The sequence below is a fragment of the Enterococcus sp. DIV1375a genome (assembly GCF_051712205.1).
Classification (GTDB): domain Bacteria; phylum Bacillota; class Bacilli; order Lactobacillales; family Enterococcaceae; genus Enterococcus; species Enterococcus faecalis.
Genome location: NZ_JBIOOM010000001.1, coordinates 1,965,676 through 1,982,840 on the forward strand (window position 1 = coordinate 1,965,676; position 17,165 = coordinate 1,982,840).

Here is a 17,165-nt window from a genome sequence, read left to right on the forward strand (position 1 = left end):
TTTTACTTCCCTTCTATATAACTAGCAATTGCCGCAATACTTTTAGGAACCACTCGATAGGAAACCGTCCCACTTCCTGGATTGACGACATTACATTCTGAGATTAACAATGTCCCGTCTGGATTCACGACTTCCACAAATGCGACGTGACCATAGACTGGGCTTGAACCAAATGACCCTGGAGGAAAAGAGATCGCTGTTCCTACTTTTGGTGTATTGGTTACTTTATAACCTAATGCACGCCCTTTTGTTCCCCATTCGCCACCGTTGCCCATAAAATCATCGACACGTTTACCAATTTGAGCCATACGATTGTACACATACCAGGTACATTGTCCAAATGGATAACTGCCACTTGTATTGTAGTTGTGTCCGTCGTATTTAGGATAACGCAACTTGCTCTTGTATTCGCTAGGTACTTCTAATACAACTGAACCGGTGTTATTGCCATTGTTTTGTACACTCGATTCTCCGCTGTCTTCGACGACATATTGTAGTAAATTCGGTACATAGAACATATTTCCGTAGTTATAGCGATAGTTATAACCCATTGAGGTGGAAATGGCATTGATATATGGCACAGTAATACCTAGTGCCATTTTCTTTGAAAATTCCTTCGCTAGCTCGAAGGTATATTTCCCTCCTCGCTCTTTAACGAAGCCAATGAAGCCACCACCGTAATTGTAGGCTTGTAACGCTGTATGCAAGTCTACGCCTTGCGCTAATGCCCCTTTTACATTTTGAATGAAAAATTTAACGCCTTGTTCAATTGAGCGAACAGGATCTTGAATCGTGTTCGGTGGTAAACCTAAGCTTTCACTGGACTGCATAGGATCACCACCACGACCGCCAGATTCAACTTGCATGAGTGCCAAGATATACGGAACATATTCAGAACCACCATATTGTTTGGCATATTTTTCTACTAATGGTTTATACCTCAAAACTTCGGCACTCAAATTTTGTGTGTCTGTCGCTATTCCTTCATTTTCTATCGACTCTCGATTGAAAATCAGTAGAAAAGACACAATAATGAATATAAAAAAACCAATCACAACTTGCATGATTGGTTTTCGATACTGTATGAGTAATTTAACGACGTAAGGATTCATTCGATTCCTCCTTATAGAAATAACTTGTTTTTATCTTTTTGGCTTGTTTCCATCACCAGCAGAAGGTTTCGGAATCCATTTTTGAGTTAACTGATCGATTGCTACTTGCATTTGCTTTTTTTCACTTTCTAAACGCCTGTTCTCTTGTTCCAACGCATGATTTTGCGCACGCAAGTTTTCATTTTCTGACTCAATTGCTGCTTTTATCTTTTCGAGCTCTTCTTCCAGTCGCGTTAGATACTTTGAATTTGTTTCCGCCTGTTGCTGGTGTTGCTCCTGCAACTCTAAATAAAGCTGAGTAATATACTTACTTATACTCGCTTCTATTCGAGCTTCTATTTGAGAAACAAACACACTCATGGCAAGCATACATACTATGACAAGCAAACATCCTAGTAAGTCAAACATTTTTTACATTCTCCCTTCGTTTTTGTCATTCGCCTGCTTTTTCTGACAATAGTTCGTTGTTCTCTTTTAACAGCTCATTTGTTTTGGTTTTCTTCTGTTCCTCAGATAAACTCGAATCACTGTAAATTTTTTCAAGTTCGTCTGTATTCAGTTGAATCAATGTATCATAGATCGAAGAAACCAATTTTTGAGGCAGTTTAATAGAAGAATGATCGAGTAGTTGTGTACGTATCGTCGTTAAAATCGTCGCATCTTTTTTCGCAATGGCTTTTTTCGCAATCAATTCAACCAAGAACGAATCTGTGTCTACTTGCAATAATGGCAATAGATCCGATAGCTCTTTGGTATTCAAAATCGTTTGAACCTCTTCTAAATAGGTACTTCCTGCAAGAGAAAGTTCGTTGATTTGATCGATTTTTCCTTGCTTATATAACATTTGGATAATTTCCTTATCCGATTTTTTATCGATTTCATAAGCTTTTTCATACTCTCCAAGCTGTATATAAATACCGACTTGTTTCTCTTTGGATAGCTTCATTTTCTTCATATCCGATTCGATATTTTCACTGTCGCCTTCAATGATTTTGTTTAAAAATTGAACTTCGACCTTATTTTCTTCTTTAACTTGTTTAATGGCTTTTTCTTTGCTTTGGACTAAGAATAAGACGGTACAAGAATAGAGTAAAATCCCTGCAACGATCAATGATGATTTGAGCGCGCGGTTGGTTCGTTTCATCGTCTTTTCTCTTGATTCTTGACGTTGAATCTCTTCAAAGTAAACACGCTGTTCCGTCGTCAAAGAATCACGAATCAATTGTTCAACTTCTTCAACTGAATGGCACTCAATCACCTGTAATAATAATGGGTGATTTTCTTTCTTCACCGTTCGTTCGATGTCTTTCTGATATTTTTCTAAAGAGTATTGACCAAATAAACTACAAATAAACGTTTTAATTTGGTCAATTTCTTTCATTCGAGAATAAGGTAATTCCCCATAATGATCTGCTTTGTAAATAAACAAAATATCTTTCGTATTTTTTACTAGAATATTTGCCATGTGATAAAAGGTTGGTTCTGTCGGACGTTGGTTCAAAATCGTTTGAACGATTTCTAGCTTGTAGAAATCCGCAAACTGCCTATATTGATATAAAGGGCTATAATCGTTAGGACACGCATAGATAATCTCTAATTTCTTGTCTTTAAAGGTCATTTCTTCTATTTCTAAAAAGCCGTCCACAGATTCTTCAATATCAAAGATATGCTCTTGTTTTGGTAATACTTTTTCATTGATTTGAATCAAGACCGTTTCTTTCTGATAATAAACTTGTAGTTGGTCAATCAATCGATAACGCATGTCTATTCCTCCTTATTGGATTCTTGCCAACCAATTAATCGCTTGTGTGGCTGGTTGGTCATATTCCTCAACATAGCGTATTGGATTCAATAATCGTAATTCTTCTGGCGTTAGTTTCACTGTAAGCTTGGCTCGCTTAGTTCCGTGGAAAATCAAGCCTTCTCCTTGTCGTCTGGCAGTCAAATGAGCGACTTCTTTTCTTGTTAGAGGCAAGCGTAACTCACGAATAATTTCTTCTGCTTCTGACTCTTCCAAACCAAAGAAGATTTTGGTAAAACTGTTCCCAATGATCGCTTTTCCGACATTGTTGACTGCTTGGAAGACATCGGCGATTTGTTGCGACGAGGCAGTACAAGCGGCGTTGTATTTCCGGAATCGTTTGTACGCTTGAAAAAAGAAGTCGGCACTCACTTCGTTTTTCAGTAGAAAGTGAAACTCGTCGGCATACACCCATGTACTGATTTCTGGATGGTTTGTGATATCTTCAAATAGATACTGAAAGGCGTTTAGATACGCAAGGTCTCGTATACCAATCTCTGTTTGTAAATCTCTCAATGAAAAACAAATCAATGGATTTCTTAAATCAATGTTGGTGTATCCATTAAAAATCGTTCGTGTACCGATCGCAAAATCTTCCAATGCGTCTACAAACGTCTCAATTTTTTCAAACCGACGACGATCTTCTTGTTCCAATGCGAGTAAATGTTCATATAAATCAGAAAAAATAGGGAAATCTTCATTCGTTAATTTTTCTAAATTACGTATGTCATAGATCTTTTGATATAGTTTTTTGGCTTCCGTTTTGACAATGCTTAGCTGACTGTCGGTTAATCTCGAATCGATCAAAGTAAAATAGGGCACTAAGCTATTTAATTTTTTGTTGACCAATCGATCCACTTCTTCCAAAGACAAGGGTTGACCAAAAGCATAGCCTTCGTAATTCTCTATATAAGCTTCGTACGCTTCATCCGTTGAAAAGTCGCTCCGTTCATTATCTGGCAGTTGATTAGAGAAAATTTGAAACGGATTGATTCTTGTATCACTCATGGAGGATAATGGAATCACTTCACCACCAAATAGCTTTACACGTTCCACTTGTTCATCTTCTGGATCAAAAAGAATGATTCGTTGTTGCAATTTCTTGGAATTATCCGCAAAAGCAAGCTTTTTCATCCAGTCGCTATTAATATAGGTCGTTTTTCCTCCTCCGGAAGAACCAAAAATGAATTTGTTTCGATTAACGACGACTCGCTTGTTTGTGTAATCGATGGAAATAATATTTTCTGTATCTTTATTGACCCCTTCGATCATCATATTTTCCGTAAAGACACTTAATTCATTGTCATCGAATGGAAAGATACTACTTGCACTGATGGAATTTGCAATCGTATACGTGTATTCTGGAACTTCGTTTGTTTGTAATGGCAAACAGCTCCAAAATGCCTCATCAATACGTGTGTAAGGTGTGATTGCTTTGATACCAATTGCCGAACAACAGGTTTCAAACTTATCACACAAAGCATTGAGTCGTTCTTCGGTTTTTCCTTGAATCAAAGCATATGTGTAGAGATACAAATACGTCGTGTTTTCTTCTAACGCTTGTTCTAATTGCGTTGTGGCGATTCGTAATTCATTTTTTAATCGTAAAAGTGTCGCTGGATCATACGTCCGTTCGATTTGTGCTTGTTTATTCTTGATCGTTTGATTGTAGAAATCATTCAAAGAATTTCCGTTTGCTTTCGTATAATAGTGTGAAAGCGTGATATCCCCGCTTAATTTTCGTAAACGGCTAAACCAGTTCCCTTTAGGTTTGTTGTTGTATTTGGTAATTACATACGGCCGGCTGTGTAGATTGTCACAAATCACTTTCTCTCGATTAAACTCAAAAATAAATGGCGCAAAATCGGAGACAATTTCTGTATCAATTTCTAAAATATCTTGTAATTGTTCTCTTGGAATGTAAAAATTCTGTTCCCTCATGTTTCTTTTCCTTCCTATATTCTTTTTTGCTGTTCGCTAAAAATACTTACGAAAGATCGTGCGAGTCTCTTGAATCGTACAAATGGTTACCTGACAATCGAATTTCCCCATAAAGCCTTGTAGACCAGAACGCACCCCTCTTACTTTATCCTTTAATCCTTCATAAGCAATTTCAATTCCTTCTGGCGAAAGCTGTACGATTTTTTCGCTTAATGTCACAAAATGTTGCTTTTTAGAGGTTTCCATTGTTTTCTGGAGTTTCTGATATTCGACCAAGTAGGAAGCCTTCAATTGTAATAACGCTTCATTTGGATTGCTTGACTTCCGATAATTTTCAACTGATTTTTCCCATTGATCCAAAAATGGTTGAATCGTAATCGGACTGTTTAAGGACGTGATTTGTGGTTCGTATAAAATATTTTGAGATAAAAACGTCCCAAAATCTTCATTCAAGCCTGCCTGTTCATGGACACTCAAAATATCCATGTTCACCCCATCGACTCTCAATAACTGAACCAAACAAAATTGTTTCTTTTCTACTTGATAAACCACGAGTACCTCTTTGTAAACACCTTGTATTCTGGAATCATCTTCAAAATAGCGCAGTTGCTTTTTCGTTGTTTGTACCGTCTTTTCGCTCGCTGGTCCTTTTAAAAAATCAAATACCATTCATTCACACCTTCTCTTTTACTTGTTCATTTGGTCGGCAATAATAAACTTTTTGTTTTTGTTGGAAGACTTTTTGTTCTTTTCGATAGTCTGAAATAGAAATGTTTGGACGATCAGAAATCGGCTTAAACACTTTGTATCCCCACACACTAAAAAATCCAATTCCTCCCGCAAAAACATAAAGCAACAATGCCCAAATATTCGCACTTCTAAAAAGCACAACCATTAGAAGTAAACTACCAATACCTGTACTAATCGCTTGAATACTTTCTTTCACGGTAAGTCCAAGAAATAAAAGATAATGTTCATTGACATTTGAAGGGAAAAACCATGTTTTTCCCTTTTCTGTATCTTCATGGAGAAGTTCGAGTAAAGCGTTTCTTACATCTTCTGTATTCACGATCCCATCCCTTTCTTAGTTGAACAAACCGTATGCCCAAGGAACGATCCATACCAATGCGCCACCAATTGCCGTTACGAGAAGAACCGTGGTTAAACTTTTGTACATATTATTCTTTTCCATTGGATCATCTAGGTATGGTAAATACTTCACTACGATTTTCGTTGCGGCAATTGCCCCAACGACCGCAACTAATGCGGTTAAAATCGCTTTAACCGTATTTCCTGCTTCGACAAGTTTCGTTTGTGGATCAACGGCATAAACAAATTCTGGTATACCAAATGTACATCCCAAACTAAAAACAGCTGCTTCGAGTTTCCATTTTCCTTCTTTGATTGTCTGAATTGCTTTTTGTAATTGCTTCATTGAATGTTTCGCTCCATTTCTACTTTTATCTTTTTGGACGTTTTTGATAACGTTCCTGTAGTTCTCGTCGTTGTTTGTCTTTACTTTTTGTTTCTCGAATCCATTGAGCCATGTTTCGTTTCTTTTGTGGCACCCTTCGTCCAAGAAATGATTGGATCTGAGCCGTTAAACAGTAAAGGATCGTTTGATCTCGATAGCGATTGAGACGATCCTCTCGTTGTTCCTGGTAATGATTGATACGCTCCGTTCGCAATTCTTCGATATCTTGAATGAAATATTCCTTGTCTTTTGGTGCAAGGTATCGGTTCTTCTCAATTATTCGTTTTAAGTTCGCTTGCGCCAATGGCGATAACGAATCAATGTCTTGCATACAATCTTGAATGAAGTACACACCATGACAGTCATTCAAGTGTTTACATGCTGGAATGTTTGAGAAGATTCCTCTTGACACTTCTAACATTTGATTTCTCTCTTCAATAGAATAAGGAGACAACGGTAGTCCATCGACAACTTCAATCGAATAATCTTCTACTTGGTAATACTTGAGATACGCTAGAATCATTTCGCCTTGCATAGTAGACGAGTCCAACTTGATTCCTAATTCTTCTAATTCAGCGTTCACATATTGATTCAAGTTGTCTTTCATCGATTCGAATTGCTCGATTTTGATTTTTAGTGTTGCTCTTTCTTCATTAGAAATTGTTGGCTCGTTCATTTGATTAGTAAGAGTCTGGATTTTCTCTTCTAAGAAACGTGTCGTTTGAAACGGTTGATCTTTGAACAGCTGATACTCTTTTGCTTGTTCAATCATGGATTCTGTATCAGAAAGTTGTTCGATTATTTCTTTTGTTAATAATTCTTTTTGATCAATGGTTTCTGTCACGATTGCTTGTAATACTTTCGGCGAATAATCTTCTGTCTGAAGTTCTGGATAATGCTTTTGACAAAACCGTACCGCTTGTTTTGTTAAAATCTCTTCCGCTTGTTGGATCTTGTCTCGCTCATCAGAAATTTTAGAGAGCTGGAGACGTTGTGTTTGAATATCTTTTTTATTTCCAAATAGAAGTGAGTTCTCCCAACGTTTCAATTCATCCAAACGTTTCTCTAGGTTTTCACTGGAAACAAAAAAGCGCAGCTCTTTGGCTAACGCTTTGAGTTCCTTTTTCTCCATCGGCGAAAAAGTTTGTTTGTAAAATTGTTTTGTCGGTTGTTGTTCCTGGTCGATTAGAAGTTCTTTCTTCTCTTCCAAGTCGTTCAACTTTTGAACAGATTGATTGTGTTCTCGAACCAGTTGATTATGTTGAACTTGATTCGTAACAATCCCTCGTTCTTCCAACTTTCTGGAAAGAACCCCTTCATGGATCGTTGGCAATTCTTTTTTGCCAAGTTCTTTATGCGACTTCTCTGTGATTTGTTCATCGATTCCACGTTTACGCAACAAGTTGTTTGTCATGTTTGCCCATTCTTTTCTTGCTTCTAATAACAATTCTTTCTTATCCCAATCTGTCGTTTTGATTGATACGGTTTTTCGGTGACCTTTTTCGTTGTAAACTTGTTTGCCATGTTCGTCTAAAACAGGAATCCGTTTTTGTTTATTTGAAATTTGTCCTCTCTCATCTACCTTACGCAACGTTAACATGATATGAGCATGGGGATTATTAGAATCGTCACGATGGATCGCAACGTCTGCGATCATTCCTTTCGACACAAACATCTTTTGGACATAATTCGTTACTAATTCTTTTTGATCCTCATTGGAAAGCTCAACGGGCAATGCGATATTTACTTCTCGACACAATCTAGCATTAGGAGAAGTTTCAGCCAACTCCATTTTATTCCACAAATACTCTCGATCCCCAAATTCTGGAGGGACGTAATCTGGTTTTAAAATGAATGCGTCTGGTTTTACTAACCGATGACCATAGTAATTTTCTTTTTCATATAGCTCACTATACAATCGTTCTCCACTTCGATAAGCAGCCATCGCAATTAAACTTCGTTTTCCATTGTTTCTTTTAGCAATTTGTAACGAAAAATGATAGATTGCCACTTTTTTTCTCCTTTCTTTAAATTCTCATTTATTTCGTTCCCTTTGTCATATAAAACAGACAAAAATTTCGGAGTATTTAACGAAATTTTATTGATCAAAAGAAGTTGTTTATCCTCTTATTCGAATTAAACTGAACATGAGCAAAGCGAATTTTTCCACACGCCTGACGACCCCGATGGACTTCATCGGGGTAGCACGACGAACCAAAACCCCGTTTGGTGCGTGTAAGTGCGCACTAGTGGTTTTCAGGGGGGCCCCGATTTTCGTTTTCATTTGAAATAGGGTCAAAATTTTGAAAAAAATCGTTCATTGCTTATTTCCTTTCCCCCATTTCATATTTTTTTCTGATCCTTTTTTTTTTGAAAGCGTTGAGGAAGATTGCCTCGCACATAAGAAGAAAAAATCTTTAACACTTCTTCTGTTTCTTCTACACTTAAGTGAGATAGATCAAAATATTTTTCTAATAAAGCCCCTTTTTGAATCAATCGACGGGTTCGTTTCTTCCGTTCCATGGATTCAGTCGACTGATTTTTGAGTAATTGTTGTTGGATTTTTAGCTTTTGAATTTGTTCTTCTAAAGTTAGAATTTTTTCATATCGTTTCTTCATCTAACTGACAATCGCTTTTAGATTTTCTTTGTTTTGTTCAACGATCTCTTCTAATTCTGAGAAAAACAATTCTGATTCTTCGCTGATTTCCAAAAATGAAATATCGTTTCGTTCCAAAATCGCTAATACCTGTTTCCCTAAATCCATAATTTGTTTCTTGTACAAATTTTCTCGACGTCGTTTTAATGCTTCAATTTCTGCATCCAAGTCATGAACAGTTTTTTTACGCGGGGGTTTCTTTTTCTTTTCTGACTCTTTCACGTTAACTGGTTCTTCTGTTATGGTTTGAACTTGTGACTGATTTTTTTCATTATCAATTGTTTGATTGCTTCGATAGATATTCTCATGATTCGTTTCTTTTTGATTCATTCGTTATTTTCCTTTCTTTATTGATTTCTTTTTTGTTTGTGCAAATGAAACAAATTCAAGATAACCTTTTTCGTTCTGACGAACGATAGCGTCATAGGTTTTCTTTTCTTTGTTTTTGATTCCTGTGATCGTTGTTTCTTTTCCTGCGACTAACTCTTGAACATTTTTCTTTGTTAGCTTCTTGTGTCGGAAGTTGTTTGTTAATGTATAACGACAAGTTGGATTGCATGTATCCTAATAAAGTGGACACATTTTTTGGTATACTATTAAATAAATAGACAGAAATTTTGAAAGGAATTTTTAATATGGTAAATAACAGAAAATCACCACGTAAATTTGACGAAGAGTTTAAAAAATCCATTGTAAAACTTCACGAAAGTGTAAATGGCCAAGTTAAAATGTAGAAAAATGGCCAAATAAAAATGTAGGTTTATGCGTCATTTGGTACGCTTTCCTTGTGTTATTTTATTCAAGGAGGAAAGTGTATTGAGAAAAGATATTTATGAAGGAGTGTTACCTTTCATTATGACTCATACAAAACCTAATTATGCTGCTTTAGCTAACGATTACCGTACGGTAAAACGTTATTATGAAGCTGGGATAAGCAATAAATTACCTTTGCTTGCTCAAAAAAATAAAAATAAAAAAACTTTAGTTAGTGACTTTGAAGATATTATCGCTGACAAATTAGCTTTAGGCTGTTCTTCTTCTGCTATTTATCATTTTATTTCTAAACGTGGTTATCGTGGAAGTGCACGGACTCTAAGAAGATATTGTCGAAATGTTAAAGCAGATAAAATACAAAAAGCAACGATTCGTGTTGAAACAACTCCTGGTTTATCTGCCCAAGTTGATTGGAAAGAAGACCTCAAATTAGTTAATAAATTTGGTGAAGTTATTTCTTGTAATATCTTCCTTTACGTTTTAGGTTATTCAAGAATTAAATATTTAGAACTGACTTTCGATCGTTCTCAAACTACTTTATTTCGTTGCTTAACTAATGCGTTTCAATACACCGGTGGTGTTCCTGCAGAAATATGGTTCGATAATATGAAAACTGTTGTTGACCGTAGTCGTAGTCAATTTTCTAAAGTTGTTTTTAATGAGCGGTTTCGACAATATGCGAAAGAAGCGGGATTTCTTCCAATTGCTTGTCGTGCGTTTCGACCTCAAACAAAAGGAAAGGTTGAAGCTCTTGCGCGCACAATCGAACGAATTCGTGTATTTAATTATGAATTTGAAACAACTCAAGAATTAGTTGAAATTGTTCAAACAATCATGGATTCATTAAATACAGAAGAAATTTCTCAAGCTATTCATGAATGTCCTAATGACCGTTGGTCATACGAGAAAGAACAATTATCTTCTTTTGATGCGAATCAACTTAAAATCTATTCTTCTGTTGAAAAACAAATCAAACGAAAAGTATCTAACGAAGCGATGGTTCAATGGAATCAAAACAAATATTCTGTACCCATCAATTACATTGGGAAAATTCTTACACTATGTGTAAAAGAAGATAAACTTTATATTTACGATGATTCTACTCTTGTTCGTACACATACAATTACTCATCAATTATTTAATTATCATCGAAATGACTATATAGAGATTCTACGTTCTGACGTTTTTAAACACTTAGAAGACGAAGAATTAGAGCGCTTTGTTGATGAAAATTTACAAGCATATGACGAATTATAGAGGTGAATCATTATGTCTAATTACTATCATTTACTAAACAAATTAGAAGATTTGAATTTAAAACATACGAGAGAAATTTTACCAGAATATCTCGATACAATTGTTCAAGAAAACCTTAGTTTTGTAGAAGCTTTAAATCATTTAATGACAGAAGAGATAAACTCACGAAATGAAAGACAAAAAGAAAATCGCTTAAGAAAGGCAAATTTACCGTTTAAGAAAACAATCAATGACTTTGATTTCGGCTTCCAACCCAAAATTAATCGAACAGAGATTTTAGATTTGTGTACCTTACGCTTTATGGATACAAACAATAATATATTGTTTATTGGAAATAGCGGAGTGGGGAAAACTCACTTAGCTATTGCCATTACACTAGAAGCCATAACCAAAGGTTATTCTTGCCATTTTGTTTTAAGCAATGAATTAGTTAATCGACTAAATCGTGCAAATCAACGTGGAAATTTAGACCGTTTGTTAAAAAAGTATGCTTCTTACGATTTATTAATTATTGATGAAATTGGTTATTTACCTTTTACCCCTGATGGGGCAAAGTTGTTCTTTCAATTAATTAATCTTCGTTATGAAAAAAAATCGACCATTATTACAACGAATATTCCTTTGTCTCAATGGGCTGAAACTTTTCAAGATAAAAAATTAACAAATGCACTAATTGATCGATTAGTGCACCACGCTAAGATTATTCAAATTACTGGAAAGTCTTATCGGATTAAAGATTATAAAGAAAAAAAGTTGTCGTATAAGTAACCTTGTTATTTATGGACCAAAAACCTACATTTTCGGTGGCCAAAAAACGACATTTCTAAATGGCCAAAAACCTACATTTTTGAATGGCCATTGACAACGAAAGTGGTAAAACTCAAAATGCTTTAGCTAAGGAGTACGGCATTGCTCTTTCTTCAATTGCTCGTTGGGTCAAACAATATTCCGAAGTAAAAATTGACGATGACACGATCCTTACGGCCCGTCAAATCAAACAGCTACAAAAACGAAATGCGCAACTCGAGGAGGAAAATTTAATCCTAAAAAAAGCGATTGCCATATTCACGCCTCGCTTGACGAACGATTAAAAGCCATACACATTCTTCGATATGAACACAGTATTGTTACACTCTGTCGTGTACTCAAAGTCAATCGTTCCACTTATTACAAACGCTTTTCTGGAAAAGTAGCCCCAAGAACAAAAGAAAATCAACACCTAAGAAAAGTGATTTTAGAAATTTATACTTCTTCTCAAAAACGTCTTGGCGCTGCAAAAATCCGCCAGATTCTTTTGCGTGATTATGGCATTTCGATTAGTATTGGTCGTGTTTATCGCTTGATGAAAGCAATGGACCTCCCAAAAATGTCTACAGTAAAGCCTGTTTTCAAAAAAAGGAAAAACAAGGTTTCTTTGACACGGCCAAATCATCTAAACCAAGCGTTCAATCCACCTGCACCAAATCAAGTTTGGACAAGTGATTTTTCTTATATCCCCATCGGTAAGAAAACATTTGCGTATTTGTGTGTCGTTTTAGATTTGTTTTCTAGAAAAGTAATTGCTTGGACCGTAGGATCAACGATTGATACAAAACTAGCCATTCAAACATTAGAAAAAGCACTTCATTCTCGAAAATTAATGAATCCTGTTCTTTTTCATACAGATCAAGGGTCTCAATATACCTCTTTTGAATTTAGAAAGTTTATAGAGCATCATCCGATTGTCCATTCTCTTTCAAAACCAGGTTATCCGTGGGATAACGCCGTTACCGAAGCTTTTTTTAAATATATGAAAAAAGAAGAATTAAATCGCCGTTCATTCCATTCAATCGAAGAAGTACGTTTGGCTTGTTTCGCTTACATTGAAGGATTCTATAACACCAAACGTCCTCACGGAACATTAGATATGCTTACACCAAATGAAAAGGAGGCTCTTTACTTTGAATGTCTTTAAGTATCTTCTCTTTTTGTGTCTACTTTATTGACATCTATCCAAGATAATCTAAAAGCTCTACTCGCCATTCATGTTTGTGGCTATATTCTCGTTGTTCTCGTGGCTTTTTAAATTTCCACCAGCCTCGTCGCTGGGTAAACAGCTCTTTTTCCTGAATATCTGCCGCAATCCATTCCTGACACAATTCCAAGATGAAATCTCGTCGGGCAGCTTGGTAGTTGCTAGAGTATGCGCTCTTTACAATCGTTTCGACCTCTTTTTCTGTCAATGGTTCTTTCAAACGTTCGTTGAACTCAAACATGTTATATGCGCATGTTTCTTGACTATAACCAGAAGAAAAATAGGCAAGTGAGAGTGTAAAGATCACGTTATTTCGTCCTAGCCTGCCTTCTCCGCCGATAATGTTGGCTTTTCTTAACAAAAGGTCAAACCACGGTTCATTGACTTGGCAATAAACTTTTTTCTCTGGAAAAACAACCAACTTCGCTTTCTTCTCTGTCTTTTGATCTGACGCTTGTTTCATCGACCAATTGATCCAATCTGAAAAAGCATACTGATTCTCTGATTCGTAATAAACGATATTTCTTTTGTTTGGAAAGCGTGCAATGCCAAAATGATTGCAGCCAATATCTACACCAACTAATTGTTTTGCCAGCTGTGATCGAATCGTCATTGAAATTCGCTTTGCTACTTCGATCACTTTAAAATTACTTTTGCTTGTGACATAAGCAGGTGTACTTAATACAAAATAGACTTGATAACCAAAATCGGATTCTAAAATCAACGTTGGCATGAACCCTAGCTGATCGATACATGCGAGAATGATTTCTCCTTCGTGATTTTCTTTTGAATCGATATCAACGACAAACGTATTGATTTGACGTAAATTTTTTTCAAAATGACCTTTGACAACTAATCGTCTTGTGTCTGCATATTCGCCATATCGATAAATATTTGGCGTCCAATGTGTAATTGCGTCAGCCTGTTCTTCGATTGCTTCTAAAGAAGTAATGACGATTCCTCTTGAAACAGATAGAGCTTCTTTGGAATAATAAATGAAGATCGAGCCTTTCTTTTCTTCTTCGACAAAGCCTATCGGCTTCAGCTGACTATTTCTAAATTTGTAGGTACGCAATCCATTCTTCAAAAAAATCTGAAGCACTTTTTTCCCTCCTTTCTGTTTTAAAGATTTAGCAAACAAAAAAACTCTGTATAAGGTTGCTTACACAGAGTTTTTAATCGTCGTTATTTAATTTTTCGAGGAGATTTCAATTATTAGAGTATTCTAATTTTTCGATTGACGTTCGGGTAAAAACTAGACACTTACTGTTATTTATTTATGCAAAATCTCTTTAAAATAAGCCAAATAGCGACTTTACAAACTTTTTTCTGAAAATGTGGTATAATAGAGATATCAAGAAAGGATGGTTTTTTGTATGTCAAATTTTAATGGTATGGTTACTCCTGTTGTTCCATCGGATGCTGGTAAGGATTTCGCCGTTGACACCCATGTTACTTTTCTTGTTCACGGACAGCCACAAACAGGCGTTGTTACGAAACAATTAAAAAATGCCGCTGTCGTCGAAATTGACGAAACGCAAAAAAACAATCACTTAATGGTGCACAGCAATGGTGTGATTGTTATTAATTACAAACAATTGAAAAAGATTTAATTCTTCAAGCGTGGGAAATTTCCCCCGCTCTTTTTTATGTACAGAATTGGAATACTTTCCAATTCGTCGGAAACTATAATGCTGTAATAAACGCAAAAAAACCAAAAATAATTCCGGGCACATTAGCAAAAATAATGGACTTATCTCGTGTTTCTCCATCGTCTCCATATAACCCATGAATCGTCCAAAAAATACAATTAATCATTGCCACTAATGGTTGCGTCGGATTGCCTTTTTCCCCATGTAAATTTCCATAAATTTGTGGAATATATGAAACATACATCAAAACTGACATCACACTAGCAATCACAGCGATAGCGTGTAAGACTTTTTTATTCTTTTTCATAGCTCCTCCTTTGTTTTTTTATTTTTTATTATACACCTAGAAAAGTTCTTTAAGCAAAAGAAAACCGTTAGTAACCATAATCGGTTATCTAACGGTTTTTTGTTATTATTTTGTTCCAAATAAACGGTCACCAGCATCCCCTAAACCAGGAACGATATAGCCGTCTTCGTTTAAGCGCTCATCTAAAGCTGCTGTATAAATATCTACATCTGGATGCGCTTCTTGTAAAGCTTTCACACCTTCTGGAACGGCCACTAGACATACAAATTTAATGTTGCTAGCACCACGTTCTTTTAATGAATCGATGGCCATAATTGCGGAACCACCTGTTGCTAGCATTGGGTCAACAACAAATAATTGACGACTTGCAATGTCTTCAGGTAATTTCACGAAGTATTCATGTGGTTGCAATGTTTCTTCATCACGGTAAAGTCCAACGTGTCCAACTTTCGCTGCTGGAATTAATTCTAAAATCCCATCAACCATGCCAATGCCGGCACGTAAAATAGGAATAATTGCTACTTTTTTCCCTGAAAGTGTTTTTTGTGTTGATTTACCCATCGGTGTTTCGATGACAACATCCTCTAAAGGCATATCCCGTGATACTTCATAAGCCATTAACATAGCAATTTCGTTGACAACTTCGCGGAAAACCTTTGTCCCACAGTTCTTTTCGCGAATCATTGTTAGTTTGTGTTGAATTAGCGGATGATCAATTACTTGAAATTTTCCCATATCTATTCTCCTTCATTATTTTATTCTTTCTTATTGTAAAACAAAAGAGCCTAGGACACAAGTTGAATTCCTTAAATCCTAAGCTCCGACTCTTATTTGTACAGAGAATCGCGCTTCAGCTATCCCTGATGTTAGTTATATAATGGATATTTTTTAGTTAGCGCTGCTACAGCTGCTTTGACTTCATCATGAACTGCTGTATTTTCTGGATCTTTTAAGACTTGAACGATTAATTTAGCAACTTCTACCGCATCTTCTTCTTTAAAACCACGTGAAGTAATCGCAGGCGTTCCAATACGGATACCACTTGTTTTAAATGGACTTAATTGTTCAAACGGAATTGAATTTTTATTGACAGTAATATTTACACTATCTAAAATAGCTTCTGCTTCTTTTCCATTTAAACCAAAACCTGTCACTTCAATCAGTAATAAGTGGTTGTCTGTTGCCCCACTAATTAAACGAGCTTCTGGCGCTTGATTGAAAACTTTCGTCATCGCTTGCGCATTTGCAATCACTTGCTGACTATATTCAGCAAAACTTGGATCCAATGCTTCTTTAAAAGCTGCGGCTTTTCCGGCAATCACATGTTCCAACGGGCCACCTTGAATGCCTGGGAAAATACTACTATTTACTTTTTTCGCCAATTCTTCGCTATTTGTCAAAATTAAACCGCCACGAGGACCACGCAATGTTTTATGGGTCGTACTTGTTACGATATCAGCATACGGAACTGGATTTGGGTGCAACCCTGAAGCTACCAAGCCTGCAATATGCGCCATATCAACCATTAACTTGGCATCTACTTCATCAGCGATTTCACGGAAACGTTTGAAGTCAATCGTTCGTGAATACGCACTTGCGCCTGCAACGATTAGTTTTGGACGATGTTCTCTTGCTAAAATTCGCACGACATCGTAATCGATTACTTCTGTTGAAGGATCCACTCCATAACTGACAAAATTATAGGTTTTGCCACTAAAGTTAACGGGCGAACCATGTGTTAAGTGACCACCAGCTGATAAATCCATCCCCAAAATGGTATCACCTGGTTCAACCAATGAAAGGTATGCCGCTGTATTGGCTTGAGAACCTGAATGGGCTTGTACATTCGCGAATTTTGCACCAAATAATTCTTTGGCACGATCGATAGCTAAATTTTCTACGATATCGATAAATTCACAACCACCATAGTACCGTTTACCAGGGTAACCTTCTGCATATTTATTCGTTAAAATACTTCCTTGGGCAGCCATAACCGCTTTTGACACGACATTCTCAGATGCGATTAGTTCCAAGTTATTTTCTTGGCGCTCTTCTTCTCTTGCAATTGCATTCCATAAATCTGGGTCATACGTTTTGTAATCCATTCAAACAACACTCCATTTTGTTTTCTTTTGTCTGATTGTATCATACTTCTGTGTCAGCTTCGTTACAAAT

At 36.2% G+C, this 17,165-nt stretch carries 17 protein-coding genes and 2 pseudogenes; 4 read left to right on the plus strand and 15 right to left on the minus strand.

Going from position 1 to position 17,165, the window contains the following annotated elements:
* Nucleotides 1–2: 2 nt before the first annotated feature.
* The 11 genes and pseudogenes from IGJ63_RS09550 to IGJ63_RS09600 all read right to left on the minus strand — a co-directional run.
* On the minus strand, nt 3–1,112 hold the full coding sequence (locus IGJ63_RS09550; protein WP_438746376.1) for a lysozyme family protein: 1,110 nt from the start codon (nt 1,110–1,112) through the stop codon (nt 3–5).
* Nucleotides 1,113–1,142: 30 nt separating this feature from the next.
* Nucleotides 1,143–1,520 carry a hypothetical protein gene (locus IGJ63_RS09555; protein WP_438746378.1) on the minus strand — a complete coding sequence of 126 codons (378 nt, stop codon included), beginning with the start codon at nt 1,518–1,520 and terminating at the stop codon, nt 1,143–1,145.
* Between the two features lie 25 nt (nt 1,521–1,545).
* Entirely contained in the window at nt 1,546–2,874 is a 1,329-nt protein-coding gene (locus IGJ63_RS09560) for a conjugal transfer protein TraF (RefSeq protein ID WP_438746380.1), read from the minus strand.
* A 12-nt stretch (nt 2,875–2,886) separates the two neighbouring features.
* Entirely contained in the window at nt 2,887–4,854 is a 1,968-nt protein-coding gene (locus IGJ63_RS09565; protein WP_438746382.1) for a VirB4 family type IV secretion system protein, read from the minus strand.
* Between the two features lie 36 nt (nt 4,855–4,890).
* A complete protein-coding gene (locus IGJ63_RS09570; protein ID WP_438746384.1) occupies nt 4,891–5,523 on the minus strand; it encodes a hypothetical protein in 633 nt (210 codons plus the stop codon).
* A gap of 4 nt (nt 5,524–5,527) precedes the next feature.
* Nucleotides 5,528–5,923 (minus strand): glycosyltransferase, encoded by a 396-nt coding sequence (locus tag IGJ63_RS09575; RefSeq protein ID WP_086324558.1) that lies wholly within the window; start codon nt 5,921–5,923, stop codon nt 5,528–5,530.
* Nucleotides 5,924–5,938: 15 nt separating this feature from the next.
* Nucleotides 5,939–6,289 carry a CagC family type IV secretion system protein gene (locus tag IGJ63_RS09580; RefSeq protein WP_263307080.1) on the minus strand — a complete coding sequence of 117 codons (351 nt, stop codon included), beginning with the start codon at nt 6,287–6,289 and terminating at the stop codon, nt 5,939–5,941.
* 25 nt (nt 6,290–6,314) lie between these two features.
* On the minus strand, nt 6,315–8,339 hold the full coding sequence (gene mobQ, locus IGJ63_RS09585) for a MobQ family relaxase (RefSeq protein WP_438746388.1): 2,025 nt from the start codon (nt 8,337–8,339) through the stop codon (nt 6,315–6,317).
* A 332-nt stretch (nt 8,340–8,671) separates the two neighbouring features.
* Nucleotides 8,672–8,947, minus strand: a complete 276-nt coding sequence (locus IGJ63_RS09590) for a hypothetical protein (protein WP_438746390.1) — start codon at nt 8,945–8,947, stop codon at nt 8,672–8,674.
* The gene (locus tag IGJ63_RS09595; protein WP_438746392.1) at nt 8,948–9,316 is read right to left on the minus strand and encodes a hypothetical protein; all 369 of its coding nucleotides are present in this window, start codon (nt 9,314–9,316) and stop codon (nt 8,948–8,950) included.
* 3 nt (nt 9,317–9,319) lie between these two features.
* Nucleotides 9,320–9,520: pseudogene (locus IGJ63_RS09600) on the minus strand (topoisomerase C-terminal repeat-containing protein); the annotation flags it as partial.
* Between the two features lie 282 nt (nt 9,521–9,802).
* On the opposite strand from IGJ63_RS09600, the gene istA reads away from it, so the two are divergent.
* From istA to IGJ63_RS09615, 3 genes are all read left to right on the plus strand, one after another.
* Nucleotides 9,803–11,017, plus strand: coding sequence for an IS21 family transposase (gene istA, locus IGJ63_RS09605; protein WP_438745843.1), 1,215 nt, complete (start codon nt 9,803–9,805; stop codon nt 11,015–11,017).
* Between the two features lie 12 nt (nt 11,018–11,029).
* Nucleotides 11,030–11,785 (plus strand): IS21-like element helper ATPase IstB, encoded by a 756-nt coding sequence (gene istB / locus IGJ63_RS09610; RefSeq protein ID WP_002351240.1) that lies wholly within the window; start codon nt 11,030–11,032, stop codon nt 11,783–11,785.
* Between the two features lie 83 nt (nt 11,786–11,868).
* Nucleotides 11,869–12,971 (plus strand): IS3 family transposase gene (locus tag IGJ63_RS09615; protein WP_438746394.1). Its coding sequence is split into 2 segments (ribosomal slippage): nt 11,869–12,073 and nt 12,073–12,971, totalling 1,104 coding nucleotides; the frame shifts between segments, so codons are not numbered across the junction.
* Between the two features lie 40 nt (nt 12,972–13,011).
* On the opposite strand, the pseudogene IGJ63_RS09620 reads toward IGJ63_RS09615, so the two are convergent.
* A pseudogene (locus IGJ63_RS09620) lies at nt 13,012–14,076 on the minus strand (primase C-terminal domain-containing protein); the annotation flags it as partial.
* Nucleotides 14,077–14,407: 331 nt separating this feature from the next.
* Between IGJ63_RS09620 and IGJ63_RS09625 the strand changes: the two are divergent.
* The gene (locus tag IGJ63_RS09625; RefSeq protein ID WP_002381528.1) at nt 14,408–14,644 is read left to right on the plus strand and encodes a hypothetical protein; all 237 of its coding nucleotides are present in this window, start codon (nt 14,408–14,410) and stop codon (nt 14,642–14,644) included.
* Between the two features lie 73 nt (nt 14,645–14,717).
* Here the strand turns inward: IGJ63_RS09625 and IGJ63_RS09630 are convergent, their stop codons facing one another.
* The 3 genes from IGJ63_RS09630 to glyA all read right to left on the minus strand — a co-directional run bounded on the left by IGJ63_RS09630 (nt 14,718) and on the right by glyA (nt 17,095).
* Entirely contained in the window at nt 14,718–14,990 is a 273-nt protein-coding gene (locus IGJ63_RS09630; RefSeq protein WP_002356625.1) for a membrane protein, read from the minus strand.
* Between the two features lie 105 nt (nt 14,991–15,095).
* Nucleotides 15,096–15,725 (minus strand): uracil phosphoribosyltransferase, encoded by a 630-nt coding sequence (gene upp / locus IGJ63_RS09635; RefSeq protein WP_002356624.1) that lies wholly within the window; start codon nt 15,723–15,725, stop codon nt 15,096–15,098.
* Nucleotides 15,726–15,856: 131 nt separating this feature from the next.
* A complete protein-coding gene (glyA, locus tag IGJ63_RS09640; RefSeq protein WP_002356623.1) occupies nt 15,857–17,095 on the minus strand; it encodes a serine hydroxymethyltransferase in 1,239 nt (412 codons plus the stop codon).
* Nucleotides 17,096–17,165 lie beyond the last annotated feature (70 nt).